This window comes from Paenibacillus sp. FSL L8-0641 (assembly GCF_038006265.1).
In the GTDB taxonomy this organism is placed as follows: domain Bacteria; phylum Bacillota; class Bacilli; order Paenibacillales; family Paenibacillaceae; genus Paenibacillus; species Paenibacillus polymyxa_D.
This window is the reverse complement of the sequence record NZ_JBBOUW010000001.1, coordinates 1,795,262-1,822,070: the sequence shown is the minus strand read 5'-3', so window position 1 is coordinate 1,822,070 and position 26,809 is coordinate 1,795,262. Positions and strand designations below refer to the sequence as shown.

The following is a 26,809-nucleotide window of genomic DNA, read 5'->3' as shown; positions in this document are numbered from 1 at the left end:
TAACTTCCAATATGCCAACCAAAAACTGAGATACCACCGTTAGAAATTGGCTGTGACATACTAAAATCTTGAATGTTTATTGTTTGTATGCTCGCTAACAACACCAATAAGTAAGTAGTTGCAAACAACCCATTAATTATGCGTTTCATACCATTACCCCATTTCCACTAAATTTCGATACTCCACTTTGACTTCATTTGAGACAAATTGGCGACAACGTTCAAACATTCTCACGCAACGAAGTATAGAGTGCTCATTATTAATTATAGTGGATAATCTCATACAGTCTAATAAGTAACTAATTCCCTTTTCGTACTGACCATTGGTCAAATAATAGTCAGCCAATTCACTTAAAAAGCCAACAAGCTGATCATTAATATTCTGCTTGTCATTCGTTTGTCTTCCTTCTTGATCATGTATGTTGGATATTTCCCTTTCAAATTGAATTAGAATACTGTCTACATTTAATTTAAAACGATTGGCTACTATCATTATATTCCACAGACCCGGTAGTAATTCCTCTCTGTTTGTTGAAATAAGATCAATATATAAAGGAAGTACCTCTGTATCTCCAGCCATGAGTTTAGTTAAACATATGTTAGCCTCGCCCCATTCTTGAAACAAGCTTTTCCAGCGCAATGCTTCTTCGTCGGTTTCTTTCACCCAATCCAAATCACAAGACTCATACGCAATTTGTAACGCCAACTCATATTTTCCTTGTTCATAATAAACGCCACCAATAAGTGATTTACTGAATGCTATATAAAAAAATAACGGTCGCTGAGGCTTGCGATCTCCCCTTTTCTGGGAATATTCTAAGGAGTATTGTGCTTGGGCTAAAGTCCTTAAATCATTAGCAACTTCCCTAGCGCGATCCCATTTTCGCAATGACCGGTATACATTAGCCAAATCTATAAGGGCATCTAATTGGTCTATAGCGTCGAGTCGTTTGACAAATGGCTCAAATTGGAGTGCTGATTGGAAATTCTTTTCTTGATCGTCACTAATCTGAATTTTGAATATACGATATTGACAGATGGCTAAACGTTCAGAATGTTGGTACTTCTCCGCTTCAGCTACCCCTTCATAGAGCAGCAATGCAGCCGCATGTCGTCCCTGTGCCAATAATTCCTCTGCAATGTCAAATAGCTTGGGTGAATAAAGTAGATTATCCATGATAGCTCCTACTACTCGACGGATTGCATCTAACTTGTCCAATTCCGCACAACGATATAAAAATGGTTCGATTCGCCTCATATTCGGGGGATGGTCGATGATGAAGTTTTCTATAAATAGATCATAATAGTAACCTTCTGGTAAACCCATAGCCTCAGTAATTAGGTCAAGCTGATTAACAGACATAGATTTATTGCCCGTCACAATAGCACTTACCATTCCCCTATTCATCCCTGCGATTTGTCCAAATTGCGATAATGTTAAGCCTTCTTGTTTTAGATATTGTTCCAATTCTGCTCTAATCGTGGGTGTAATTTTCATCGATAAACCACCCTTTCAGCGTGAATTTACAATACGATGCATAGTTAAAATTATTATGTAATTGTGAAACAAGTAGTAAAATGCTCTTCTTGATCATACCATCTTTTGGCATAAGAACATATACCTTTCATATATGTGCTTAAGATACCTTTTGGGATAGTGTGCGAGGATTTTGTGATTAAAAGTATCGCCCTCATATTGATGTATAGTTTATTGGGAAAATCAGAATATAACTCATCCAATACAAAGTTACTCCATTAAATAGTTATGTTCATATTCCCTTGTAAATAATCTATGAATAGAGCTTAGAATGGATGTATGGCATACAAGCAACCTTTATGATATTAGGGATGGTATCGAGGCTATGTCGGGGAATGGAAGTGCTATGGGGATATTTGTAGATGTTAAGTGGCTAATTGATTTTAATCATCCCCGGGGTATATTTGTTCGAAGAAAATAAAGTTTTAGACCGACTATGTTGATCCTACGAGGATTCTGAATTGCAAAACCAGCAGACTACGAAAAATAAGTACTAGATTCACCCCAAAGTTAAGACAGCCGCATCCTATGACTTGAAAAATAAAGTTTTAGACTGCGGCTGCTTTATTGAGCTAACAATCTCCGTTAGCTTAATTCCGAAATCCCTCGGGCAGACCGAGGGACGATAGCCCCAATGTTTGAATATGGTGTTATCTGATGGATACGCCATCTAGGAAACACTAACATTTCTTTTACTTAATTTCTTAAAAACCGAGTATTCCTTATTGGACTTAATAAAACTTAATATCTTTTCGGCACATTCTATTGGGTTCATCTCTTCCGTATTTACTTCGAGGTCATATTCATCAAAGCAATATATTTTGCTAAACTGTGAAGCTACTAGTCCAATCTGTCTATCCCCTCTTGTTTGCTCTCTTTTTATGAGTTCTTCTTCCGAGCATATTACACCTATAAATAACGTAGGCTGATCGAAAAATTGATCAAGAAACTCATTAAACCTCTTGTCATTGTCGATTATGGTATCTGCTATTACATTAAAACCTAATTCTAATAATAATTTAATTGTCGAATGGTACACTGAGAATATGGAATCATCAAGTATTTGTGAGACAACTTGATGATCTATTTCTTTTGGAGGATCATCTGGAAATTTATTGTTAATAAAATCATAGTAATTATTAAAAAAATCATCAATTGATAAATGATAAAAAAGGATCTCTTTCTGATTTATGAGTTCAGTCGATATGGAGGTCTTTCCAGAACTTGAAGTTCCATTTAGAAAAACTAATATCCCTTGCTTCAATTTAATCATCCCTTCAAAAAATAATTATTTCGTATTTTTCAGATAACGTTATTTTCACAAAGTTCATTAAATTATCCAACTCAGAAAATACGAGAAACGATTGAACTATCCTGTCAGTTAGTTCAATAAAAAGAACGCTCCCGCGCCTTCGCTTGGGCTACGTCCTCCTCATTATATTCCATTTCCAATCACCTATTAAAGAACGTACGCGGGTAGCATGTAGTGCTTAAACAGGGGACTTATCTTAACCTAAGCACTAAGAAAATACTATATTTTCTACGATCAATATTTATTAGAGATAAATTTAGAATATAGAGTGATTACTCTACTTAAATTCCCCAACATCGGACAAATCCGTTCATAAGCTTAATCATCATAAGCAAAATAACTTCAGTGTGGAGCTAGATGTGCTGCTGCATTATTTGGAAATTTAATAGGCGTTTTGGGTGTAAACTATCCCCCCTTAATTTAATCAAGCGGAAATATGTGGATATTAAAAACAAAAAAGCCTAGACATGAATCATCTAAGCCGCAGTGTGTACGTAGTGTACACATGATTATTATGAGAATGCTCTTTCAATTGCTGTAATCATTTCTTGTTCATCTAGTTTAGAATAGCGGCGCGTTACATTTACATCTTTATGCCCAGCCATTTCAGCCACAACTGCAATATCATTCCCTGATTTAACAAGGGTACGCACAAAGGTATGTCTGAGTGCATGGGGATGTGTTCCATACTTACTTAGCATATGCTGTACTGTTCGAACTGAAATACGTTTACGTTCATTACTGATAAACAAGGCTTCGTTTTCATCCGTCCTTGAGTCAAGGTATTTACTGATATGATATCGCACGTCAACAGCTAGCGGTAGAGAACGCGACTCGCCACCTTTACTTTCGCGTACAATCAATTTCCCTCCACGTTCTGACAAAGTTACATCACTACGGTTGAGTGAGCATAGTTCAGATACACGTAATCCACATTGCATCAAAACATACATGATAGCAATATCTCGTAAAATCCCGTCCTTTTCAACTTCACGAAGTATACGTTTACGTTCTAAGTCGCTTAGTGACTTTGGGGCTGTTTGTGTTTGTCTTTGAGGTCGAGTACGCTTAATCCGATCAACAATATCAGGTCGAGAGATGAAACGAGCATACACACTCAAACAAGCAAACACTTTATCTACTGTTGATGCGCTCTTTCCATCCTGTTCTAAATACTTTATGTAGGCTTGCACATCATATCTCGTTAAGTCATTCACTTCTCCTCCATTGGGTTCAATCCAGCTTACAAAAGCATTCATTATTCTCATATATGTACGGACAGTATTCTCACTCTTACCAAGCGCTTCTTGTTCTTTTAGGAATGACAGTACTTCTACGCAACATTTTTCCATACTTAGCTCCTCCATATCAATTACTTCTACGACACATTATAACCCGATTATTGCGTGGAAGTCAACTTCTACGACATATTCGTTTATACAAGTTTATCATTTTACGCAGCGTACAACCCTATGTACAACTTAGAAAATATCGAACTCGTGTGATTTATAGATGTACATCCAGTCAATGTTCACGCTGTGTCAACCATTATAGGGGTATTGCCAACTCTGAGCGCACTATAGAAAAAGACCTGTATCGACACCCTTATCGAAGCTCAATCGTCAAAATTGATAATATAATGATAAAACACTTACTCCATATGGCTTTTTGAGTCATTGTGGTTCAAAATTGTACCATAATATATTTACATCGTTACCGTATCGAAAAAATAGCTAAAATGCAGATAAATAAAGGGATTTATGAAGAATTGCTTTGCATCGTGACTTCAATCGTAGGTATCGAGAAATAATGTGCAAAAAAGCTTGATGCATCAAGGGAAATTTCGATTTTTATAAATAAAGTTGTGTAAAATACAAATTCGAAATATCCTTTATTTATCTATGTTTTTGAAAACAGCAAAAACGAATCGTGAATCGTAACACGAATAGCGGAGTGGAAGTGTTATTTTCATGTTCTTTCACTCTATCAAGCTGGTTCTATATAATAGAAGAAACTCAACTTAACCTCACGCACAGTCATTTCATCCAACGTCTTCTGTTCACCAGTTGAAGGGATAGTGTGTTCCTGATCAATAAACTCCAGACGGTCAATTGATTCAGGTAGAGAGAGCATTTCGAATACTTGCTATTTGCCAAAAGCGACGACGTCGTCGCATTTCCAAACTGTTCAAAAGCTTTTATTATTCTTTGGGCGTTCTGGGAGTAAAATCAACAGTCTTTAGCCACTTCTCCCACTCACCATGCACCAAATCATTCTCTTTCACATGTTTCAATCGCTTTCTAATTCCGTCAAAGTTAGTACTCAAGTGCCTTGAGCATTAGATTAAAAATAACCACTATATAATAAATAAAAAAGACCGCCTAAGCGATCTTGGTCAAATTAATCTTTTATAAGAAATTACTAATTAATTCTATACTTTGGGCTGTTGTTTCTTTCTTATCTCATATTGCCCCAAAAATTTGAGACCATCTTTTGTTGTTTGTATTCTTTCGTATTGTACTCCAGCAACCTTAACTTTTTCCATTAAACCAAATTGCATAAGTTTAGGTGCAACATGATAAAATATAAAGATTTCGAAATCTTTTGAAAGAGTTGCACTATTTGTTACACCTATAGAAAGAGTATCAGATTCAACTGTAAAAAAATTAAGAAGACTTATTTCGCTTTCATCCTCATCAAACTCTTTCGGTAATTTAATACTCATGTTTTCTAAAACAGACTCCATATCTTCATATTGCATACCATTTATAAATGTGTTTTGAATCACATTAAGATTTAATTTTTCGCACTCTCTTGCTAGCCTAGCATTTTCTTTTATTAATTCTGCATTCTCCAAGAGTATTTTTTCCATACTCTGAAGATTATCAGATTTAATCCATCCCACTAAACTCTTATCGAATTCATACTCCTTTAATGACTCCATAACTGTTAGCTTTATATCCTTAGTATCTTCATAAAACTTGGATATGTTTCCAAGCACTTCTCTCTTGAATTCTTGATAATGTGAGTAATGTTCCCTTTCTAAATAATCAGGGTTTTTTCTGGCCTTGTCCATTAATTTTTCCTCTGTAATAACAACAGCAAATCTTCTCTTCCCTTGTTCTCCTGCGTAGTCATATTCCCAATGCGTATAACTTTTCCCACTTTCGGGATCTAAGCTGCCATAACGCCCACCTAAAATCAACATATATACATCTGATTCATCAATCCACCGCTTGATTGTCTCTTTTTGGCTCTGATCTCCTGACTTAAACAACTCCATCCCCGCAGGAATATGTCCTGCATTTAAAACTGCTGTTACTGCTGCCTGTCGTTCTTCAATCATATCTATGTAAGTAGACGAAATAAATACTTGAAGTTTCTTCTTCATAAACAAACGACTCCCTCATGTATAATATTCCCTATTATACACCAGAAGCCGTCATATCCGAAAAATATTCTTCTTTATCTGACAGTAAAATCAGACTTTTATATATTAATTTATTTAAGCTTTAGCTAGCTCATTTCTTACTGTGTTTTGTTTAATTCCCCTTAAAAATGAATAGCTGGAGCATATGCTTTTCTCATAATGTGAAAACCCTTGATACCATTGCGTTTAACACTGCGTTAAACTATTGGACACTGCGTCCAACTTTGGGGTGACACCTCATGTCACCAAGTGACACCATTGTTGGGATATCCCAAAACGGGAATGCTGAAAACTAAATCGTGGTTAACCTTTGAACGTCCTAAGCTTAACTTAGTAGCCTGATACTGAAATTGTTAAAGTATTCAGTTAGGACAACAATAAGGTTCCCCAAAATTACCCTAGAAGCTTCCTCAAGCTAAATCCACATTCTACTATGATTCTTGTCTTCTCTATATAGGATTATTACACCTATACAAATCACTGTAATTAATCCTGCTACTATCATATGTAATGGATCAACAATGTAATTCTGTATCTTATTCATTGCACTATATCCATATACGGGAACATTACCGTCAATCAAATAAACGCTACTCTTCACGCGATAGCCAGTTAATTTAAGAATCATTGCAGCAATTGTAAATATGCCAGCTATATACCCAATTGCATGTAAAATATTTATTACACCTTTCTCTAATTGCCTATCCAAGTTTGTGACCTCCTTTAGTTTTAAAACTGACCAATAGAAATATATAGATTGATACATACTTGTATAGGAATAATATACCATGTATCAGTATGCTTATTCCAATTCACATAGTTGTGATTGTTGTATCTTGAGAATTACTCCGGGCAAAATTTTGTCCAATGTTGATTTCAGTTGCAGATTAACCTTTGCCAAAATTTTTGCGGCCTTTCTGTATCGGTATAGCATCATTACATCGTGGAAAACAATCCACAATGTTCGTTCGTTTTCACCAATTGACTCAGCCACATCTTTCATTGACCGCTGGCCCAATGGTCCAGCGCTTTGATCGCCATTATTCCAGATGGACATTTTGACCATCTGCTTCTCTATATCAAGATACAATCCAATGTAAAGTCTATATTGAGAATGCGACAGATTGCGAACGTTTAGACGTTGGGACATTTGGATACAAAAAAATCCAGTCACCGTCAATATAGGGGCAACTGGACAGTCTCTGAGGTCGTCTACGTAAAGGTTAATTTTATTTGCCATTATACACCTCATTCAATAAATATTTTAATCGAAACCTTGCACTTCAATTGCAACCAATCTGTCATAGTCATCTCTAAATCTGATAATCAATGTTCCAATATCATGTTCAATTGAATCCAACTTTTCCTTCGTAATAATTTCTCTTGTGATCAGTCTATCTAATGGGCCATCTTTTTTTATAAACAATTCTATAGCATCAAGACGGAATTCAGCTTTCACTATAATATAATTACTTAGATTACTATTCGACTGAATATACTTAAGTTTTTTTAAATGGAAATTGTTTATTTGTCCAACAAGACAGTCAAATTTGCGTTTCGCTTTCTTTTTAAGAAGAAGCACATAAAGAACAGATCCCCCACATATTAAAAAAAGATATATAAAGGCTGCCCAGAGTGAGCCACTTCCAAGGACAATTCCAATTGACGGAACGATCAAAAAGACAAACACTAGTCCTTCATTCGCACTTATATTTACAGGCCCTCCACCAAATCGACCAATCATAGCCCTCTCACCCTTCAGAAAATCTTCGTGATAAACACATTTTTTATCGAATATTTTTAACTTTAATCGACTGTTGTACACCATCAACATTTAGTCTATCTCCGCTTTGTGAGGCATAAATAATTACATTTGGTCTATAAGCATAGTGGTATAAATAGTTATACTCATCTTGCTGCCAAATTTGGCCGTTTGTTAATTCAAACTTAGTATCTCCTGACCAACCCTCAAAAATATTATTTATTTGACACTCTATTACGTCATTTACTCTTTTAACAGCTATTCGATCATTCATGCCTTCAACTTCAAGATAATATACATTGTTTTCCTCTACTACTCTTGCTTTGGGACGATATGCATATTTGTATCTGTATGCATAACTCGACTGAATCCAATAGTGATTAGCCCCAATTTAAATAGTGTTTCCCCGTTCCATCCATAAAATGCACCATTAATATAACTATCTACAATAACATTAATCGTAATCGCCTCCTTTTTAAGATAGCCATTTTATATGAAATTCGCTCTTGTTAGAGTGTTTTCCAATCGTCATAATATGCATCCATTGTAATTGGCATTACGAACTTATCTCCCTGAGTCTTTGATCTAATTTGTTCCTCTCTATTAACTAATAAAGATAGCAAAATAATTGCCTCACGAGAGTATTTCATCAATTCCAATGTCGCGGATTTAAAATCTATAAGATGTACTGACTGGGCAAGGGTATCTTTGAAACTGTCGGTTCTGTGAATAAACGGATCGTGGATTTTAAGGTAGCGATGTTCCAAAGCATTTCTTATTCCAGATAAAACCTCGATAGATGGGTCTAGATATTTATGTTTAACCTGCTTTTTTGCAATATCTTTACACAACCAATAAAACCCAATTCCCGGAAAATTATAAGTATCCTGGTCAGTTATTCGCTTTTTTAAATCAATCTTAAAATCATATCCCTGCCGTCCAAATTTTTTATTCTGCCAAATTGATTTATAAGATACATCTTGTTCTTTTATCCCTATATCAAAGTAATCATTAATAAAATAAGCTATTCTATCAAATATTGAGTATAGACTCCTATATCCAAATTTTATTTTCTCAATTCCAATACCATAAATAGGATAATCCAATGTGTTATATATAAAAACTTCTTTATCTGAAAAATGCGGGGTATTATCATTAATTCCTTCATAAATCATAAATCTTGCAGATACATATTCTTGTTTTAACTGATTAAACAATCCATGATATTTAGGGCCTATATTTATGTCTGTTACAATATCGGGGAGATGGAGGCAGTCACATGCAACCATTGATACATTGAAATAATCGTTTAATGTATTCAAAAATAAATTATTATCTAGACACCATTTTCTATAATCTTGTTCTTGCTCAGTTGTGCCTAGTGAAAATTCATCAAAAATATTCTGGCTTACCCAATCTCTTATGCGCTCAACTTCAATATTGAAGGATCTTCGTGCATGATCATCTAAATCGGGACTATCCAGAGCCTTGAGTAGTAACTGCTGTGCTTCATTAAGGAGAACTTGTTTATGTCCATCATCATACTCATTTCGAGCATATGTTATTAACTTTAACCCCATATTTCCTATAGCCATTGGAAAACCTTGTGAAACTCCGAACTTTAGTTGATCAATTGATTTAATCAAACGTCCACTGCGATGTAATTCATTGGCATAGTTTGTAGTGGTCATTAACAAATAGCCAGAATAATAATACTCATCTTCCCTTGTTGCAGAATCCCGATGTTTCTTATCATTTTTATACTTATTAAAAAGCTCTAAAGATATCCGAAATAAATACAAACTTAACTCAAACTCTTCTTCATTGTTTTTCTCATCTGAATATTCCAGTAGTCCATTATAAATTAGATCAATTTTGTTTCCTTGAGATGTTGCTCCATGATAAGCAAATATAGCCTTCTCAAGGTCATTATATTCAGATAAATTTACATGTCCAAGACATTCTTCTACTATCGTTTCTAGTGTTTGGATATCTTGATCATCAAACGCTTTATCTGCTCTAATAGCAATGCTAAGCACATTTGGATTCATTTACGAACATCCCTCCTCTTATACCATTTCTAATAAAACATCATTTTACAGCTATTTTCTCAAATCTTTTTCAGTATAATATTTAAAACCGCCACCATTTTCTAACTTCACAGTGTACCAGTAATCACGATACTCATATATCATTCCTTTTCCATCCGGTGTAATAACAACTTCCCCCACCACATATCTGTTCACTATTTAACCTCCTTCGATTTTAGATCAAATGAAATAGTTATTTCAATTGATCTCATACCTTAAAAAGAGCTTACTAAAAAAATCAAGTACCATTTTATCTACACTGTTTTCATTTATAAATTCAAATCCTCCGAATCTGAAAACTTCATACCCCAAAAGTCTAAGATCTCTATCAGCTTTCATCATCTCAGCATATTTCTTAGGGTTTGGTTTATTATCCTCAGAAGAATAGTGTTGTTTACCATCAATCTCGATTACGATTCGAACGTTATTTGGTAATAGCAATAAAAAGTCCATTCGTTGTCTCACTAAGCGTGTTTCATCCGGTACTATTTTAGTAACATAGGGGTCATAATGAAGATATACCTGAGGTATCAAAGCAGGTAAACTATTACCCATTCTTTCTCTAAAGTGCTTGAAATAAAATTTAAAAAAGTTTCTTTCTGGCCCTTTATCTAATGACCTAATTAAACGCTTGTACATCGCTCGTTCAACATTTATTCCTTCCTCCTCAGATTGCTTATCTCCCCACCAAGTTACTAATTCTCTCCACAATAATCCTTCCAAAATTGGCAGATCATATACTAGACAAAACTCTTGATTTTTAACTATAGCTATCTCATTGTTAATCGAATCGCTTATAACAATTTCAGGTTTAGGGCCATCTGCAGCGAATATAAGATTTTTAAATTCTCCTTTAACACCTTTAGTAGTTTTTATAATGGTGTATAATGGATAACCTGATATCTGTGAGGTCACTTGCATTTTGTATCCATCTTTAACTAAATGATAATTCAATTTTTCAATAAATTGAGGATCAACCTCGCTTCTGACACGCGGATGGACAATTTGTTCTGTGAAACGAATGAATTTTTCATCTTTAATATTATAAATCTCAAGAACATCTTCAAATAATTCTTGAAATGACCAATCATCATTTGCTATCATGTGCTGAGTTATGTCCCCAGTTGCATTAAAAAACCTCGAATCTGTTGAAGGCATGGAATCTAAATCCCATGTTCTCTTCAGAAAGTCAATTAAATTCATATCACCTTCAATGTACCCTAGCGACAATATTTCTTTCACAATGTTTTTTCTTGTTATCTGTGTGATATTAAATATTCCCCTTGGAGAGATCGTATTTAGCATTCTATTTAAATCAACAGAATTATAATCTTTTGCCACTCTCTTGGCTAAATCAATTAGAAATAATTGATCTTTACCTCTTAGTCTACGTTCTACATATTTAGACTTCCCCGCAAAGGCTTCGCTTTCTTCACCATCGTCTAAGCCGTAACTAGAACAGATGTCTGGTATATCGTATGATTTCACCTCAGATGCTAGAAAAGATGCTATATGTTGAACTAACTCTATATGATTCATTTTTCACCTCGAAATCTGAATAATGATGAAATAAATCTTTAATAATAGGAACAATATACCATATATCAGCACACGTTCGAGTATAAATTTTTTGATTCCTTACACTTTACAATGATATACTCCTTAGAGGCTCTCACGTTCGTTCTAAAGTTGTTATTCACGTTATTAATATAGAACTCAAAATTCCAGTAACTCTCACCTGTGTTGTCTTAACGTTCTCTATTGAGCTTATCTCATTCACTATGCCCTCCTGCTGATATTCGTAATCTTTTAAGGTCATTTCGCAATTCACAGTTGTAGTTCTTTTCTCCATAATAAACTTTCCAAAGCCATTCTTACGAAGAATGCTGTAGCATACAATCATTTTGCCCTTATACAAATATTTTCTTTTTAAAAGATTTTTATGGATCAACTCAAATATCCGTTTGAGCAGACCTCACAGGAATAGGATGCACAGTCACATGCTTGTCCCCCTTCAAAAGGTCACAAATGCGATCACAAAATTCAGTCATTTATAAGATTTTAATAGAATGAATCAGTACAGATCAGTAAATTGAAAATTGCTATGAAAGCTTGTCCCGCTTGACTTTACGGCTTAAACAGCGAAAAATTTTATTACCCCAAATTCGGTACATCTTAGACGCACCACACATGATGTAGCCACGGGAGTTAGAAATCGTTAACAGCGTTGTTTTAGGCAGTCTGACCTCGACTCCGATAAATGTATGCTCACCCACTTGAATGGCTTCCATGTGTATCATGGTTATTACATGCACCTCCTCTTTATTCATCCGGGATATTTTATGCGGCATTTGCGGGTAAGTGTGGACACTCGTGGATACGTTCAAAATATTAGGAGGGGAATGTATGTACAGCAAAATAGACGATATCAAAAAGACCAGACGAATTTTTTCTCATCTAGTCTCGGTGATCATCGTTAACGGTCTGGGTTACGCTTTATTCAAACTTTTTTAAGTACTGTGGCGGCACAAGGTCGGCAAGCCAAACACCGTGGTTGGCTTTATAAAACTTCACTTGATTAGCCAATGCCTTTTCTGTATCTACTTCAAGGATCACCAGTTCCCCACGTCTTTTACCTGCCAGAATTGCAAACTCAAGGGCTTCAGACAGATGTACATACTTTCTGCCCATTGGCTTAATTCCTTCATTGAAAATATTATGGATTACCTTTGTGTTTGTACCGTGATAGAGAATGGTTGGTGGAGTAGCTTCCTTATAATCTAACCTGTCTGTACTGTGACCATAATTAGCTCTTATGTACCCATTAACCATCTCATATCTTTGTTTTGGACAATGGCTTACTACTTGCTTGATATCCGACTTGCTTATATCAGACCATCTATTCTCTGATCTTATTCCTTGAATCAGTTCTTGAATGTCACAATAACCCTCATGGTCTAGCTCAAGACCAAACTGTTCTGGTGTATGCCTAAGAATCTTACTCATAAATTTACTAAGGCTCTCTTCTTGTTTTGACGTTAACATGATATGCTCCTTCTAAAATCGTCTCTTAATTCTAGGGTGGATAAAAATTTTCCTCTTTAATCAGATAGATTGCAATGAAAAAAGCTTACTCTCATTTTATTATCAATGGAGCAAGCTCGGTTCGTATTCCTGAAGCTACTTTATGATTCAAATGTCATCTTGTCAGGAAATATACCACCTTCTTTAACGAAGCAACGTGCCATCCGCTGTGCAGCCCTATCAAAATAAAATTTGTTTGAATGATTCGAATCTGGTAAAGGTTCAATTTCAGAGAACAGCTTAGTATCCTTGTTTAATTGAATTTTCCCCATAGTGTGTTCGTTTGGACCATATTTATAAATAACTACTGTATCATCTTCATGTTCTTTAAAAAGTAAAACAAATGCTCCCATTATAAAATCTCCTCTATTCTATTTCCCATGGACGACCCGACCTTACCGCAGCGTTATGAGCAGTCTCATAGTCTGTTTTAAATATACCCTCAAATCTAGATTCAAACAATTCATGGTTAAGCAAATCCATATCTTTTTCTGTTTGTATCCCTTTTTGTAATCTATCCCATGCTTGAGCTATTTCGTAATCAGAATGAAATCTGCCATAACCACTTGATTTTATGTGTTCTTTTATGAAAACGTGTTCTTTGATTCTTTGAATCCTACTTTCCTTCATTCCAGAATTCTCAGCTATTGCTCTTACATCACTATCTGAAGCTCTGATTTGATCATACATCTCATCTGCTTCAGCTTCTCTACGAAAATATTCATCAATTGAAAGATCGTTTCTCCCACCTGTTTGTACTTCTGTTTTAGATTCAGATTCTATTGAATTCCGTAAGCTGGAACTCGTATTATTCTTCGGAATCTCATACTGAATAGATGGTTTCAAACCAATTTTAGGCTTAATAACTGAGCTGACTCCTCCAAACAATCCTGCTGTACCAATCATATTAGCCCAATGTTCCTTTGACCACGCATTGGTAGGATTAAATGCGCCCTGAATCATACCCGTTATTCCAAATGTACTGAAATTGAGCATGTCATTCCACGAATCGTTTTGTTTAGCTGCTCGTTCCATGTACCCTTGATACATTCCTTTTGGAATACCATACGACATATAATCTAAGAAGCTCCAAACCGAATCAAACTTTTTCTCATAACGTACTGAATTAGCATCTACAAAATCCTGACCTAGTTCAGTTAAGCTATCTACCGATTTCTGGAATGCATTTCGTGTATCTGGAGCAGGAACAGCACATGAATTCGGTGGAGGTGGTAAACAACTTGCATCAATGTTACCTGTTTCCATCAGATCTGCTAATCTGAATTTATCTGCATGGTGACGTAACTCCCTAGCAATAGAATCCATCAGGGTAACAAAGTCAAGAGGTCTGGAAGGAATAGTAAAAGTGCTCTTTAGTCAGTCCTTCCCACAATTGTCCCATAGATGAAATTTGTTTTACTAAATTGCTATTCACTTGAGTTGCCGTTTGCTGTGCTAACTCAAACTGCTTGGAGATAGTCATAAGTTGCTCAGGCGTCACTTTAATAGTTGTCATAGGTTAGTTACCTCTAGTCATGAATTCGTTATGACATAGTAACACTATTCCGATTTATGGAAAATGAACTTAATTCCTAATTGTTATATGAAGGATTAACCTTTCTACCTACGTCTAAAGACTTAAAACGTGCCATGATCTTCAACCATATCTTGCAACCCAGGGATAAGCGTAAGGAGTTTTTTGTAGTTTCTTAGTTGCTGAGTTGTTATATTTAACTCATGTGCAATATCAGCCTGTGTTTTTTGCTGACCAAAATTATTTTGCTCAGCACTTTCATATGTATGCTGATTATTCCCTTCTAGATTGGCGCTCCCATCCCTCACTCCAGATTCTTTCCAACTCAACACAAATCAAAAAGGCTAGACGGAATATCCATCTAGCCACCTACAACACTTCATTATCTGAGTTGAATTTAAATAGATAATTCCAGCCCGCCAAGCCGTCTAATTATATCAAAACTATTACACAGTTTATTGTATACAAGATTAATCTATAACTTTTTTCTTCTTTTAATTACGAAAAAAATGCCACCAATAATTGCTAACCCTGCAATAGAAAATAGTGACACTTTTTCTGTGCTGATTTTGCTTGTAATGAGCTGCGAAGTAGTCGAGTTTAGATTAGATGGACTCCCCCCAGAGATCAGTTCATCTGAATCATTTTTTTCAGAAGCTTCTTGCCGAGCCTTCTCATTGGCAGATAGAAACTCTACAAACTCCTGTAAATTGTATACTTTCAATGGCTTAAATTCCATGTATACGCTCTCTCTAAGAGGAACCACAACTTCCTTCCCATCTATATCAGAAATTAGAGCAACCGTAGCCAGTCGATCATCATATATCAGTTTGCTGCTTTCATCGTAGCCAATCAATTTCTTTGCTTCTTCGAATTGACTCGGAAACTCAAGATCACTATAAGCTGATCGTATTCTTTTCCCATCTTCTGAAAAAACAATACCATTATTTTGTTGTCCACTTTTTATGGAAAATAAGTACCTTTTAGATTTTAAAATGTCATTAGCTCTATCTGTATTCCCTGATCTAACAGCTTTAGAATTAACAGTGTAAACCTTAAAACCTTCATCAAGAGTTAAATTTTCCGCTTCTTTAGTAGTTGTTATTTTAAATCCTGTATTCTTTCTAATATCATCTTTGAAATTCCCCAAATCCTTTTCAATAGATTGCTCAACTTCTTTCGGAACCTCATTTGCCGCTAAGACGGTTATAGGAAACAATAAGATACAAGAAAACGCAATACCAATTATTTTTTTATACATTTTATCAGTCCTCCTTAGTCTCGTTTTAATTAACATAAATTTCGTTTATAGTGCTGTACCAACTAAAATCTCTATTATTAACAAATCCATCATAGTAATCTATTTTATCCATCTTCTCACCAACGGCAGGGTCTTTGTAATATACTTTTTGAAATCCTAAATTTGTATTATCGGAATATCCATTTATTAGATACATATGTCCAAGATCAGAGTCGTCCTTCCACACGATATGTGCTAATTGCGGTTGATTTCTTTTTATTTGAGAGATAATAGTTCCAAAGGGTATCGGCTCTTTATCAATTGTAGAGTTCAACCCCCCATATGCTAACGCGCTTTTTACTTCCTTATCCGTGCCTCCCTTATTTACGAGGCTACCTTTAATATATTTTACGATTTGAGATTGAGTTTTATTTCCACCTAAATGTTCTATAGCCATCTGTGAAGTAGCAGCCCAGCACCAATTAGATTTCTCTTGTTTATGCGAAGGCACAGGAAGAGATTTGTAATCTATGTAACTAGGTGTGATTTTGTCTGAATTGATCTCTTGGGCTGATGTTAATGGAGCGATAGCACTAAGTGCTAATACCCCCATAAGCACAAATGCTGTCATTTTTATTTTTTTCATGTAATGACACTTTCTTTTTTCTTATTTGGAATACAATATAATAATAATACAGAAAATACAATAATATAACATTTCATTCAACATTATTGCAAAAATAGTAAGTCGGCACTATATTAATCATTTTCCTGTAAGTGTTAAAATATCAACAATTTTAATAAAACAGTATCCTGCTACTTCCTTAATTACGCACAACGTTGAAGGTATCCCATCCTTTGACGTAAACCGTCGTCCCTTTTCATAATGCACCTCCTTCTTCAAACCCTCGTCTTGGTTAATAATGGATTAGTTCACAAAAAAAAGTTTTAACAAATCATAAAGAAGACCTACTTTAGTTGTAGGTCTTGGAATAGAACATTATTTTATAATAGAATTTTTGAGGTTCCCCTGCGTTGGCCTATTGGGTTCCGTAATTAAACCTATTTCAGGGGTGCAGTTTTAACGAATTTTCAAATCAATTCGTATTTAAGCTCCTCCATGTGTTGCAAAGACTTGAAATCCTCCATCATGACTATCCAGATAAATAGGTACAGCTAAGGTGAACAAAAAGCTACTAACAACGATCAACATTACCACTTTTTTCAACATTGTTTAACCACACCTTTTCAATGAGATTGTAAAACTCTGTTTTGGTTTCAGATACCGCATGGGCTTTGAAACGCACAAACAACCCCATACAATTTATAAAATATGTCTCATTATTTAGTATATGCGCTTTTACCATTGCACAAAACAAATGATTAAAGCCATCATTGTGCATCCCATGATCTAAATAATAATAAGCCAATTCATATCCACAAAGTGCAGAGTATTCCGGTATTACTTGCTGGGTATACATATCATCTGATGATGGTCGCTGAGATAAAGACGCAATCTCTGTTTCAAATCGTTTAAGTATATCGTTTAAATCAAGCTCATAACGGTTAGCCGCCGTCATTATGTTAAGTAGTTGAGTTACCCTATCTTCTTGAATCGTATCTGATGAGTCATCAATAAAGTTTAGATATTCATGAAGCACACTCACATCACCAGATAAAAGCCTATATGCAAGTATGTTAGCTTGTGACCAATGTTTAAACAAGCCAATCCAGTGCTGGGTATCCTCATCGGTCTCTCTAACCCAATCTAAATTGGAGTAGGCATATGTATAGTGTAATGCCTGCTCATAATTACCCTGCTCTTCACATGCATTAGCACAGAGCAAGTCTGCATAAGCAATGTACACAAACAAGGGACGACTTAGCTTGTCGCTAGATTCGATCTGTTCTCGGCTGTTCTGTTGATGGTTCAGTGTACATTGTATTTCGGCTTTAGCTCTCATTTTCCTCGCCATCTCATCAACCTTATCCCATTTACGCAATGATCTGTACACGTTAGCCAAATCCTTCAATGCGTCAAGCTGGTCTATTTCATCTAGTCTTTCGACAAAAGCTTCAAATACGGCTGCCGCCCCAACATTTTGATTTTGATCGTCATTAATCTGAATTTTAAAAATACGATATTGGCAGATTGCCAGGCGTTCAGAATGTTGATATCTCTCCGCTTCAGCTACCCCCTCATAAAGTATCAATGCCGCTTCTAGTCGTCCCTGCGACAACAATTCTTCCGCTATTTCAAATAGCTTGGGTGAATAGAGTAGATTGTCCATGATGGCTCCCACTACTCGACGGATCGCATCCAACTTGTCCAACTCCGCACAGCGATACAAAAACGGCTCGATTCGCCTCATATTTGGAGGATGATCAATGATGTAATTTTCTATAAACAATTCATAAAAGTGACCCTCTGGTAAGCCCATAGCTTCAGTAATACGATCGAGCTGGTTAATAGACATAGATTTATTACCTGTTACAATGCTACTTATTATTCCCCTATTCATCCCTGTAATTTGTCCAAATTCCGATAGGTTTAAGCCTTCTTGTTTAAGATATTGTTCCAATTCTGCTCTAATCGTGGGTGTAATTTTCATCGATAAACCACCCTTTCAATGTAGACTCACAATACGATGCATAGTAAAAATTATTATGTAGTTGTGAAACAAGTAGTAAAATGCTCTAACGATCTTGATTGTACCATCTTTTGGTATAAAATCATATACCTTTCATATAGTACTCAAGATACCTTTTGGGATAGTTACGTATGATTTCATGATTAAGGATATCGTCTTTATGTTGATGTATAGTTTATTTAAAAAATTAGAACACAACTCATCCAATACAAAGTACCAGATTAATAGTCAGGTTCGCATTCCCTTGTGTTTTAATCTATGAATTGAGCCTTGATTGGATGTATGGCATACAAGCAACCTTAATGATATTAGGGACGGTATCGAGTCAAAAAATAACTTGAGTGTGAAAGTGAATGTGTTAGGGGCAATTTTGGAAATTAAATAGACGTTTATGATGTAAAATACCCCCCGTCCTTTTTATTGTACCTGCTAGTATTTGATCAGCAGACATAACAAAGAAACCTAGACATAATCATCTAGGCTCCATACACATGAACAATTTATCCTACTTGTTTCTGTTGCTCATATTCCTTAACCCTGCGATAGAACGTGTTAGGCTTCATTTCTACGCGCTTCATTGCTTCGACTGCTGTTATTCCACCTTGCTTCCATTCCTCATATGCTGTAATAAACTCATCACTTATTGCCTTTTTAGGCCGACCAAATACCACACCATTATTTTTGGCTGCTGCTATATCTTCAGATTGTCTACCGTTTATCTTCTCACGTTCACGTTCTGCCATGTAGCTGAGTAATTCAAGCACGATACTAGATATAACCTTTTCCAAACCATTTTGATATTGTCTAGTGTCAAGGATAGGCATACAAGGATAACAATGTGTGCACCTATCTCATACGTTATATCTTGCCATTCACGTTTGATTTCTTTAGCATTCCGTCCAAGTCTGTCAAGTTCCTTAATGAACAGAATGTCTCCGTGTCTAAGTACGCTCTTTAATGTTTGATATTGTGGTCTGTCAAAATTCTTGCCACTTTGCTTATCAATGAAGTAATCACGTTCCATAATACCTAAGTCCTTCATCGATTCTAATTGTCTAGCTTCATTCTGATCTTTACTCGATACTCTTATGTAACCATAGCGTCTAATCTCACTCATATGGATCATCCTCTACTATGTCATTAATTGTATTTAGCAAAGTATGTCAAAATGTATACTATATGACAAAGTGTTGGAAAAAGACTTGGCTAAATTGAGCATAATAAAAAGGGCAACCGAAGTCGCCCTAGATATTCCATTATACAACTTAACTTTTCAAATACTTTAGTACACAAATCTATTTACTGTCTTCTTCCTTGATGTAAATAGCGTCATATTGAATGATTGCTTTAGTTTCATCAGTAGTCTTTGAAACGTCGTAGACTACTTCATCTTGACTGAACTTATCTTCATCATGGAGAGATTGCGGTTTTTTTATAAATAACCCATCTTTAGTATAAATTTTATCAGGATGATTAAGTTCTTCTAATACACTGTCAGGGACTATTGCTTTTGTAACGCCCTTCATTTCTTCAGAAGTATCGTCACTAGCAAAAACATTATTACCAATAACTACAGCAAACGTAACAGTAAGGGCAGCCAACCCCAAAAATTTCAATTTAGCCTTCACTTCTTCCCTAACCCTTCATTAATTAATTTGCATATCCATTCTCAGAAATTTTAATCGGGTAACCAGACCCATCATTTCCGGAATGATTTCCAATTAGCAAATAAACTGGATTGAACTCAAAAGATGCATCGTCGCCTGTTATACCTAAGTTAGTGTGCGAAAATTTGATCGTGGTGACTATTGATAATAGTGTAAAAAAATTAACTCGATTTTCCTAACTGTGAAAACGCCATCTTATAAGCCACAAACGTAATAATTGCGTAGATAAAACCATATAGAAGCCAAGCATCTATATTAACTGCAATGGTTTCTAAATTGGTGGCAATAAATATAAGAGGCAGTAGCAAGGCTAGTATTAATCCTAAGTAGATGTTTCCTTTGAAATAGGCGAAACATACTCCGATCAAGATTGCCAGAATGGGGCAAAATATAAAAGTAGGGAAGAGGGGATTAAGTTTTGGAAATAACCAGTAAATCATAATAATCACTCCTTAAAGTTAATTAGTCAGAAAAAAACGAATCATTTCCTTGTTTGATTTAAATGCTAGAGGAATGACATGTAATTCTTTGCCTGTCAATAAGTCATATTCTCTTATTTCCCTTATTCTATCAACAGGAGAATTTTTGACATAATCATATAGGACAAAAACAGATCCTGCAAAATACTGTACTCCAGATATTACTCCTTTCTCATTTTGTATTTTTTCGGAGACGGAATTGCTTTGTTTTAATCTCAACTTTTTAGGCTTTTTGTTGAGGTCATTGAAAATAGTATAATTTAAGTCTTCAGAGAGAATATATAATTTATCGTTGTAAATTTGGCTGTCATAAAACAAAAATGAAGTATCTGACAAAGATGTTTCATTTTCCAACTTACCATTTTTAGGGTCAATTATCTGCATTATAGGATGAAATTGTGTATCAGATGTATTGCCATCAAGAAATACAATAAGCTTGCCTTTAAATATTTGTAGTGATGCTCCATTTTGGCCTACCGGAAAGTATTCTTTTAAACCATGTAAACGATTTTCTATAGTGAATTGTTTGATCTTCTTTGATGTTTTTAAATCAATGACATAAATACCTACAGAATTATCATTATTGTTCACATATAAAGTGTATGCCATATTATTGTATTCAACGGTTGATAATAAATATCCATTCAAAAGAATATTTCTATATTTCAAATTTTTTTTATCGAAATAAACCAATTCATTGGTGTACTGTGTGGGAGAATAACTCGGATTAATACCCACGTTCATGGAGAAAAATAGATGATTGTCGCTTTCTTTCAAAAATGAAGTTCCGATATTCCTATCTTTTCCATATTTATTAGGTCCAAAAAATGGTTGAAGAATTCCATTTTGATTAAGTATGTAATGTCTATTTTTTCGTTCAGACATTAAATAATAGTCATTCTTTACTTTGGCAAAATAATAAAGTGACTGGGCATTAACTAAGTTTTTTTTGTCTAAAATCTCGCCTTTATTACTGTATTTCACAATTTCTGCACCGTCATCCATTGCATTTGAATAAACAACAGTAAATGTCTCGGATTTTGTTATATTTTTCAATGAATGATGTGTTGTAGTAAACCAAAACGTTGAAACTGCCAATCCAAGTAAAAATAAAGTTGCAAAAATAATTCTTATTCTTTTTTTAAAGAGCATAATGTCCCCCCTTAGTGAAATCACTCACAGGAAAAAATATATATTCCTGTGAGTGATTAGGTTTGTTAGTTACTATAGTAAATTGAAGTATTACCGGATTTAGCTATTTCCATTGGGGTAACAATAGGATCAATTGTTATATAATCAACATCAATCCCCTGAGTTTTCCAAGCCTTCCACACCAATTGTGAACAATAAAATTTAGCTTCTGTCCATGGATTAACAAAATTCCAGTTATAGGGTTTTCCAATTTGATTAGCTGCATATTGTGCAGCTGCCCTATATTGGGAACCCGAAGCCCCTTTAACGCTCATTCCATAAACATTTGAGCGACCTCTCCAATCATTTGTGTGATATTGAACTCCATCAGCTGGGAACGATTCTACTGTTTTACCACTTAGTAAGGAAACAATAGCAGCATGTCCTGGATATCCGAAATCAATACCCCACGAACTTGCGTTATAGGCAACCAAAATATCACCGACTGTTCCTAAACTTGATGCTGCTAGCCTAGGATTCTCCGAGCTATCAGTGAGCGATTGGCTAGTTTTTTGGTCATTCAATGCCTTCTCTTCCAATTCCCCGCTTTTTAGGATCTGAAGATCATTTTCATTATGTTTACGGAGTAACTCAATATCATTATCACTCATTCCAGCATCTTTCATTTTCTGATAAGAATTGTCATTAATACTGAAAGAAGGCGATATTTCATCGGCGGCATAAATGTTTGCACTGGGAAGAAGAAGGATACTTAGAGCAAGACTAGCGGAAAAAGCCAAACTAAGAACATTTTTCATGATTATACCTCCAAATGGGATTTAATTGATATAAGAGAGTACTTGTTCAAAGTTTGTCTACATGTTTATCCATACTTCATTTTTTGTCCCTCCATATAACAAAGTCTCGTATGTCTATTTTTTGGAGGATGATGTATGTTAAATTTAGTTAGTTAGCTCCATAAGTCAAATAGAAATACGAGCTTACGCAATCACCTTCTAAGTAAGAAGTAGCAATTGCGAATATATTGTTTATGTCCGGCAGGATAACCGTCCAATAACAATCAATTTTTTTAAACAGAGATTTATGTAAAAAAGTATGTACCAGTAAATATAGATTTGGGCGATCTATACATGTGCTATAATCTCTAATTTTGATTAAAAATGTATATTCTAAGCTACTGGATAAAAATTCCTATCCAATATATTCAAATTATATACATAGATTCAATAAAAGTAAAATTGATCAACATTTTTTAAGCTATTTGTAATCATAGTTTGAAAGTAATATTTTGATGTTCTCAGTAAAGTGGATAGGAAGTTGACGCTGTGTCAACCATATGAGGGTATCACCAATTTTGGAGGCACTGTAGAGATAGTCTGTAACTACACCCGTATCGAAGCTCAATCGTAAAAATTGATCTTATGTGCATAAAACACTTATTTCATATGGTTTTTTGAGTCATTGTGGTTCAAAATTGTGCCAGAATATATTTAAATTGTTGCCGTATCGAAAAATAGCTAAAACATAGATAAATAAAGGGATTTGTGAAGAATTGCTTTACATCGTGGTTTCAATCGTAGGTATCGAGGAATAATGTGTAAAAAAGCTTGATGCATCAAGTGAATTTTAAGTTATTATAAATTAAATTGTGCGAAATCAAAAATTAGAAAATCCTTTATTTATCTACATTTTAAACACAGCAAACACGTATCGTAAATCGTAACAAGAATCGCGGAGTGGGAGTGTTATAATAGTCATTCCGATATTATCAATAAGAAAATCGATTCAAACACTCTATCATACTTACTCAACTCATATGTAATAGCTGAAGCCTAAGACAAATTGTCTCAGCGTTGAATCATACCGCAGCTCACGCACAGTCATTTCATCCACTGTTTTCTGTTCACCAGTTGAGGGGATGGTGTGTTCCTGATCAATAAACTCTAAGCGGTCTACAGATTCAGGCAAAGATAGCATTTCAAATATTTTACTGTTTGCCAAAAGCGACGACGTCGTCGCATTTCCGAATTGTTCAAATGCTTTAATCATTCTTTGTGCTGTTCTGGGAGTAAAATCGACTGTCTTTAGCCACTTCTCCCACTCACCATGAACTAAGTCATTCTCTTTCACATGCTTCAATTGTCGTGCCCAATCTCAAATAGCGACTGTCCAGCTATTTGTTTCTCGTGAATTGCGATTAAGCCTCCTATTTTAAATGTAATCATTATGTTAACCACGCTTCCACTTTAATAATACAAAAAGCCTTCCCAATAAAGGAAGGCTTAATATCTTTGGACACATTGTAGTTATTGAGCAGGAACATGCAGATTATTAATCGCCCATAAGTTAAAAAGGAAAAAGACGATAAAAATTGCTAAAACGACTCCGATAATGATAAAAATAGTTTTCTTTTTCATAGGCTTTAGTTGAATACCCAACTATCAAGCTGACCCTTGACATTTCCATATATTTTTTTTATTCCAAACTTTGCTATTGTTATAGAGTTTGATTATACTTTAGCCACTATTAGAATTGCGTGTTTCTAGCGAGGAGGGATCAAATTCCAATGAATTTAGCCGTCAAGTTGATGCAAAAATTCAAAGACCGCGATACTCAGAATAAGCTGAAAGGCTATCGGGACAAAGCGGAGCTCATTAGGAAACGGAATTTGGAAGCATGGGACGATCAGCGGCTGAAAGCGGAATCTCTCCGGCTGAAAAAGGAAGCAGAATCGGGTACGCCTTTGGACGAACTGCTTGTCGATGCCTATGCGCTAGTCTGCGAGGCAGCGAAGCGAAAGCTCGGATTACAGCCTTACGATGTTCAGATTATGGCTGCCATCGCTCTGCACGAGAGATTTGTGATCGAGCAACATACCGGCGAAGGAAAAACGCTCTCTGCTGTTATGCCTGCTTATCTAAATGCGCTGACCGGCGAAGGCGTTCATGTGCTCACTTTTAACGATTATTTGGCAAATCGGGATGCGGAGTGGATGGGTCCGATCTATCGTTTCCTCGGGTTAACGGTAAAATCGGTTCAAGCGGGCATGAGCTTGTCCGAGAAACGAGAAGCGTACGCCGCGGATATAACCTATGTGACGGCCAAAGAAGCGGGATTCGATTATTTGCGCGACACGATCACACTAAGCGAAGCCGATACCGTGCATCGTCCTTTCCACTACGTCATCGTCGACGAAGCGGATTCACTGCTTCTCGACGAAGCTCGGGTGCCGCTAGTCATCGCTGGCGAGCCGGATTCTTCCGGCAACGACGTAATTCGTTTCGCAGATGTGACTAGGCAGCTCGAGCAAGATAAGTATTACGACTTCGACGAGTTCAAGCGGAACGTTTATTTGAATGAGGCGGGCGCTGCGAAAGCGGAGGCGCTGCTGGGGTGCGGCAATTTGTACGAAAGCCATAATAGTCATTTGTTGTCGTCGTTAAATTGCGCGTTGTATGCGGAAACGTTATTGAAAAAAGACGTCGATTACATCGTCCGGGACGGGAAAATCGAGCTGATCGACGAATATACCGGCCGCGTGGCGGAGAATAGGCATTTGCCAGAAGGACTGCAAGCCGCGCTTGCAGCCAAAGAAGGGCTGCACTCGAAAGTCGGCGGGAAAATTCTCGGGACGATCACCCTTCAACACTTCATTAGCCTGTATCCAAAAATTTGCGGAATGACGGCTACCGCGTACGCTTCCGCCATGGAATTCAAAGAGATTTATGCACTGCAGGTCGTGCAAATTCCGCCGAACCGGCCAAACATACGGATCGACCATCCGCACCGAATTTATACACATAAAGAAGCCAAGCTTAAGGCGCTTGTACAAGAAATCTCGTCCGTACATGCGACGGGACGCCCAATTCTCATTGGTACGTCAAGCGTGGAGGAGTCGGACATGCTGGCAAAGGCGCTAGCGGTTGCCGACGTACCTTGCCATATCCTGAATGCGAAAAACGACGCAGAAGAAGCCGAGGTCATTGCCAAAGCGGGAGAAATCGGCGCCGTGACGGTGTCTACGAATATGGCGGGACGCGGCGTCGACATTCGGCTCGGCGGTGGCAACCCTACGCAAGCAGAAGTTGTCGCCAAGCTGGGAGGGTTATACGTGATTGGTACGCATGTAAACGAAAGCGTGCGGATCGACGACCAACTGCGCGGGCGTTCTGGCCGCCAAGGCGACCCTGGAGCTTCCGTATTTTTCGTAAGCTTGGAGGACGAGTTGTTACTTCGGTTCGGCATCCATAAAGCGATTCGCGCCCACAGGCAGGATGAGGCTCTCGAAGACCCGGCGCTACACAGCAAAATCGCGCATATTCAACGTGTTATTATGGGCCAAAACTTCGATATCCAGCAGGAACTGAACTGTTATTCGGATATGGTGGAGGATCAGAGGCGAATTCTATACGAGGAGCGGCTCGCAATTTTAAAAGGCAAGAAGCTGATGAGTCCTTTGGAGCAACGCGTACGGCTTTTTTATATCGACAAGTTCTGGGCCGACCATCTAGCATACGTTTCTTACCTTCGTGAAGGCATCCACTTGGAAAGCCTTGTCAGCGGCAATCCGATCGACGAATTTCATGCACAAATCACCCAAGCATACGAACAAATTCCAGCTAAAGTAAATAGCGAGTCGGCGAATATGCTTGTAAGGCTCGGAGGTTCGAATGATCCGGCGGAGTGGGAAGAGTTCGGTCTGAAGAGCCCTACTTCCACTCGGACTTATATAATCAACGATCAATACATCCAGAATATGCGCAGCTCATGGACCGCTATGACTGTATTTGCTTTTGGGATTCGCAAGATTTTGAGGCCTATATTCAAACTGTCAAAGTTTTGATGCAGCGTAGCTTTTTCGAGGATGAGCAT

23 protein-coding genes and 3 pseudogenes are annotated in these 26,809 nt (G+C 36.4%); 1 reads left to right on the top strand and 25 read right to left on the bottom strand.

Annotated features, from left to right (window positions below; genetic code table 11):
- Positions 1–153: 153 nt before the first annotated feature.
- The 25 genes and pseudogenes from MKY16_RS08205 to MKY16_RS08085 form a co-directional block, all read right to left on the bottom strand.
- Positions 154–1,497, bottom strand: coding sequence for a transcriptional regulator (locus tag MKY16_RS08205; protein WP_340954983.1), 1,344 nt, complete (start codon positions 1,495–1,497; stop codon positions 154–156).
- A 709-nt stretch (positions 1,498–2,206) separates the two neighbouring features.
- Entirely contained in the window at positions 2,207–2,800 is a 594-nt protein-coding gene (locus MKY16_RS08200; RefSeq protein ID WP_190299521.1) for a chloramphenicol phosphotransferase CPT family protein, read from the bottom strand.
- Positions 2,801–3,360: 560 nt separating this feature from the next.
- The gene (locus tag MKY16_RS08195) at positions 3,361–4,215 is read right to left on the bottom strand and encodes a tyrosine-type recombinase/integrase (protein WP_340954979.1); all 855 of its coding nucleotides are present in this window, start codon (positions 4,213–4,215) and stop codon (positions 3,361–3,363) included.
- 1,064 nt (positions 4,216–5,279) lie between these two features.
- On the bottom strand, positions 5,280–6,239 hold the full coding sequence (locus MKY16_RS08190; RefSeq protein WP_103048159.1) for a DUF4062 domain-containing protein: 960 nt from the start codon (positions 6,237–6,239) through the stop codon (positions 5,280–5,282).
- Between the two features lie 454 nt (positions 6,240–6,693).
- Positions 6,694–6,987: a hypothetical protein gene (locus tag MKY16_RS08185; protein WP_340954977.1), complete on the bottom strand. Its 294-nt coding sequence runs from the start codon at positions 6,985–6,987 to the stop codon at positions 6,694–6,696.
- 93 nt (positions 6,988–7,080) lie between these two features.
- Positions 7,081–7,518, bottom strand: a complete 438-nt coding sequence (locus MKY16_RS08180; RefSeq protein ID WP_103048161.1) for a hypothetical protein — start codon at positions 7,516–7,518, stop codon at positions 7,081–7,083.
- Positions 7,519–7,542: 24 nt separating this feature from the next.
- Positions 7,543–8,022 carry a hypothetical protein gene (locus MKY16_RS08175; RefSeq protein ID WP_258298192.1) on the bottom strand — a complete coding sequence of 160 codons (480 nt, stop codon included), beginning with the start codon at positions 8,020–8,022 and terminating at the stop codon, positions 7,543–7,545.
- A 43-nt stretch (positions 8,023–8,065) separates the two neighbouring features.
- Positions 8,066–8,314 carry a hypothetical protein gene (locus MKY16_RS08170; protein ID WP_044644785.1) on the bottom strand — a complete coding sequence of 83 codons (249 nt, stop codon included), beginning with the start codon at positions 8,312–8,314 and terminating at the stop codon, positions 8,066–8,068.
- A 235-nt stretch (positions 8,315–8,549) separates the two neighbouring features.
- Positions 8,550–10,091 carry an LA2681 family HEPN domain-containing protein gene (locus MKY16_RS08165; protein ID WP_340954970.1) on the bottom strand — a complete coding sequence of 514 codons (1,542 nt, stop codon included), beginning with the start codon at positions 10,089–10,091 and terminating at the stop codon, positions 8,550–8,552.
- 51 nt (positions 10,092–10,142) lie between these two features.
- Complete coding sequence (locus MKY16_RS08160; RefSeq protein ID WP_180984575.1) at positions 10,143–10,286, bottom strand: hypothetical protein; 144 nt, start codon at positions 10,284–10,286, stop codon at positions 10,143–10,145.
- A gap of 42 nt (positions 10,287–10,328) precedes the next feature.
- On the bottom strand, positions 10,329–11,669 hold the full coding sequence (locus MKY16_RS08155; RefSeq protein ID WP_340954968.1) for an AbiJ-related protein: 1,341 nt from the start codon (positions 11,667–11,669) through the stop codon (positions 10,329–10,331).
- Positions 11,670–12,310: 641 nt separating this feature from the next.
- Positions 12,311–12,430 (bottom strand): annotated as a pseudogene (locus tag MKY16_RS08150) (DUF1805 domain-containing protein); the annotation flags it as partial.
- A 196-nt stretch (positions 12,431–12,626) separates the two neighbouring features.
- Positions 12,627–13,175, bottom strand: coding sequence for an RNA 2'-phosphotransferase (locus MKY16_RS08145; protein WP_340954967.1), 549 nt, complete (start codon positions 13,173–13,175; stop codon positions 12,627–12,629).
- Positions 13,176–13,315: 140 nt separating this feature from the next.
- Positions 13,316–13,567: a hypothetical protein gene (locus tag MKY16_RS08140; protein ID WP_029516580.1), complete on the bottom strand. Its 252-nt coding sequence runs from the start codon at positions 13,565–13,567 to the stop codon at positions 13,316–13,318.
- A 13-nt stretch (positions 13,568–13,580) separates the two neighbouring features.
- Positions 13,581–14,730: pseudogene (locus MKY16_RS08135) on the bottom strand (WXG100 family type VII secretion target).
- Positions 14,731–14,852: 122 nt separating this feature from the next.
- The gene (locus tag MKY16_RS08130) at positions 14,853–15,056 is read right to left on the bottom strand and encodes a hypothetical protein (RefSeq protein ID WP_165145182.1); all 204 of its coding nucleotides are present in this window, start codon (positions 15,054–15,056) and stop codon (positions 14,853–14,855) included.
- A gap of 167 nt (positions 15,057–15,223) precedes the next feature.
- Positions 15,224–16,009, bottom strand: a complete 786-nt coding sequence (locus tag MKY16_RS08125; RefSeq protein WP_340954965.1) for an LPXTG cell wall anchor domain-containing protein — start codon at positions 16,007–16,009, stop codon at positions 15,224–15,226.
- Between the two features lie 25 nt (positions 16,010–16,034).
- Positions 16,035–16,634, bottom strand: coding sequence for a C39 family peptidase (locus tag MKY16_RS08120; RefSeq protein ID WP_029516577.1), 600 nt, complete (start codon positions 16,632–16,634; stop codon positions 16,035–16,037).
- Positions 16,635–17,184: 550 nt separating this feature from the next.
- Complete coding sequence (locus MKY16_RS08115; protein ID WP_209949841.1) at positions 17,185–18,600, bottom strand: tetratricopeptide repeat protein; 1,416 nt, start codon at positions 18,598–18,600, stop codon at positions 17,185–17,187.
- A 539-nt stretch (positions 18,601–19,139) separates the two neighbouring features.
- Positions 19,140–19,756 (bottom strand): annotated as a pseudogene (locus tag MKY16_RS08110) (recombinase family protein).
- Positions 19,757–19,934: 178 nt separating this feature from the next.
- Positions 19,935–20,267, bottom strand: a complete 333-nt coding sequence (locus MKY16_RS08105; protein WP_209949842.1) for a hypothetical protein — start codon at positions 20,265–20,267, stop codon at positions 19,935–19,937.
- 200 nt (positions 20,268–20,467) lie between these two features.
- Entirely contained in the window at positions 20,468–20,746 is a 279-nt protein-coding gene (locus MKY16_RS08100) for a hypothetical protein (protein ID WP_029516574.1), read from the bottom strand.
- 18 nt (positions 20,747–20,764) lie between these two features.
- The gene (locus MKY16_RS08095; protein ID WP_340931807.1) at positions 20,765–21,937 is read right to left on the bottom strand and encodes a YncE family protein; all 1,173 of its coding nucleotides are present in this window, start codon (positions 21,935–21,937) and stop codon (positions 20,765–20,767) included.
- 65 nt (positions 21,938–22,002) lie between these two features.
- Positions 22,003–22,734, bottom strand: a complete 732-nt coding sequence (locus MKY16_RS08090; RefSeq protein WP_340954963.1) for a YiiX/YebB-like N1pC/P60 family cysteine hydrolase — start codon at positions 22,732–22,734, stop codon at positions 22,003–22,005.
- Positions 22,735–23,749: 1,015 nt separating this feature from the next.
- The gene (locus MKY16_RS08085; RefSeq protein WP_230584987.1) at positions 23,750–24,067 is read right to left on the bottom strand and encodes a DUF3102 domain-containing protein; all 318 of its coding nucleotides are present in this window, start codon (positions 24,065–24,067) and stop codon (positions 23,750–23,752) included.
- Positions 24,068–24,503: 436 nt separating this feature from the next.
- On the opposite strand from MKY16_RS08085, the gene MKY16_RS08080 reads away from it, so the two are divergent.
- Positions 24,504–26,780, top strand: a complete 2,277-nt coding sequence (locus MKY16_RS08080) for a preprotein translocase subunit SecA (RefSeq protein WP_340954961.1) — start codon at positions 24,504–24,506, stop codon at positions 26,778–26,780.
- The last annotated feature ends 29 nt before the right edge of the window (positions 26,781–26,809 follow it).

What these genes read in the sequence shown, in the direction of transcription:
- MKY16_RS08205 (WP_340954983.1), bottom strand. Translation starts at nt 1,497, where the DNA reads ATGAAAATTACACCCACGATTAGAGCAGAATTGGAACAATATCTAAAA.
- MKY16_RS08195 (WP_340954979.1), bottom strand. Translation starts at nt 4,215, where the DNA reads ATGGAGGAGCTAAGTATGGAAAAATGTTGCGTAGAAGTACTGTCATTC.
- MKY16_RS08190 (WP_103048159.1), bottom strand. Translation starts at nt 6,239, where the DNA reads ATGAAGAAGAAACTTCAAGTATTTATTTCGTCTACTTACATAGATATG.
- MKY16_RS08180 (WP_103048161.1), bottom strand. Translation starts at nt 7,518, where the DNA reads ATGGCAAATAAAATTAACCTTTACGTAGACGACCTCAGAGACTGTCCA.
- MKY16_RS08175 (WP_258298192.1), bottom strand. Translation starts at nt 8,022, where the DNA reads ATGATTGGTCGATTTGGTGGAGGGCCTGTAAATATAAGTGCGAATGAA.
- MKY16_RS08170 (WP_044644785.1), bottom strand. Translation starts at nt 8,314, where the DNA reads ATGAATGATCGAATAGCTGTTAAAAGAGTAAATGACGTAATAGAGTGT.
- MKY16_RS08165 (WP_340954970.1), bottom strand. Translation starts at nt 10,091, where the DNA reads ATGAATCCAAATGTGCTTAGCATTGCTATTAGAGCAGATAAAGCGTTT.
- MKY16_RS08155 (WP_340954968.1), bottom strand. Translation starts at nt 11,669, where the DNA reads ATGAATCATATAGAGTTAGTTCAACATATAGCATCTTTTCTAGCATCT.
- MKY16_RS08145 (WP_340954967.1), bottom strand. Translation starts at nt 13,175, where the DNA reads ATGTTAACGTCAAAACAAGAAGAGAGCCTTAGTAAATTTATGAGTAAG.
- MKY16_RS08140 (WP_029516580.1), bottom strand. Translation starts at nt 13,567, where the DNA reads ATGGGAGCATTTGTTTTACTTTTTAAAGAACATGAAGATGATACAGTA.
- MKY16_RS08125 (WP_340954965.1), bottom strand. Translation starts at nt 16,009, where the DNA reads ATGTATAAAAAAATAATTGGTATTGCGTTTTCTTGTATCTTATTGTTT.
- MKY16_RS08120 (WP_029516577.1), bottom strand. Translation starts at nt 16,634, where the DNA reads ATGAAAAAAATAAAAATGACAGCATTTGTGCTTATGGGGGTATTAGCA.
- MKY16_RS08115 (WP_209949841.1), bottom strand. Translation starts at nt 18,600, where the DNA reads ATGAAAATTACACCCACGATTAGAGCAGAATTGGAACAATATCTTAAA.
- MKY16_RS08100 (WP_029516574.1), bottom strand. Translation starts at nt 20,746, where the DNA reads ATGATTTACTGGTTATTTCCAAAACTTAATCCCCTCTTCCCTACTTTT.
- MKY16_RS08095 (WP_340931807.1), bottom strand. Translation starts at nt 21,937, where the DNA reads ATGCTCTTTAAAAAAAGAATAAGAATTATTTTTGCAACTTTATTTTTA.
- MKY16_RS08090 (WP_340954963.1), bottom strand. Translation starts at nt 22,734, where the DNA reads ATGAAAAATGTTCTTAGTTTGGCTTTTTCCGCTAGTCTTGCTCTAAGT.
- MKY16_RS08080 (WP_340954961.1), top strand. Translation starts at nt 24,504, where the DNA reads ATGAATTTAGCCGTCAAGTTGATGCAAAAATTCAAAGACCGCGATACT.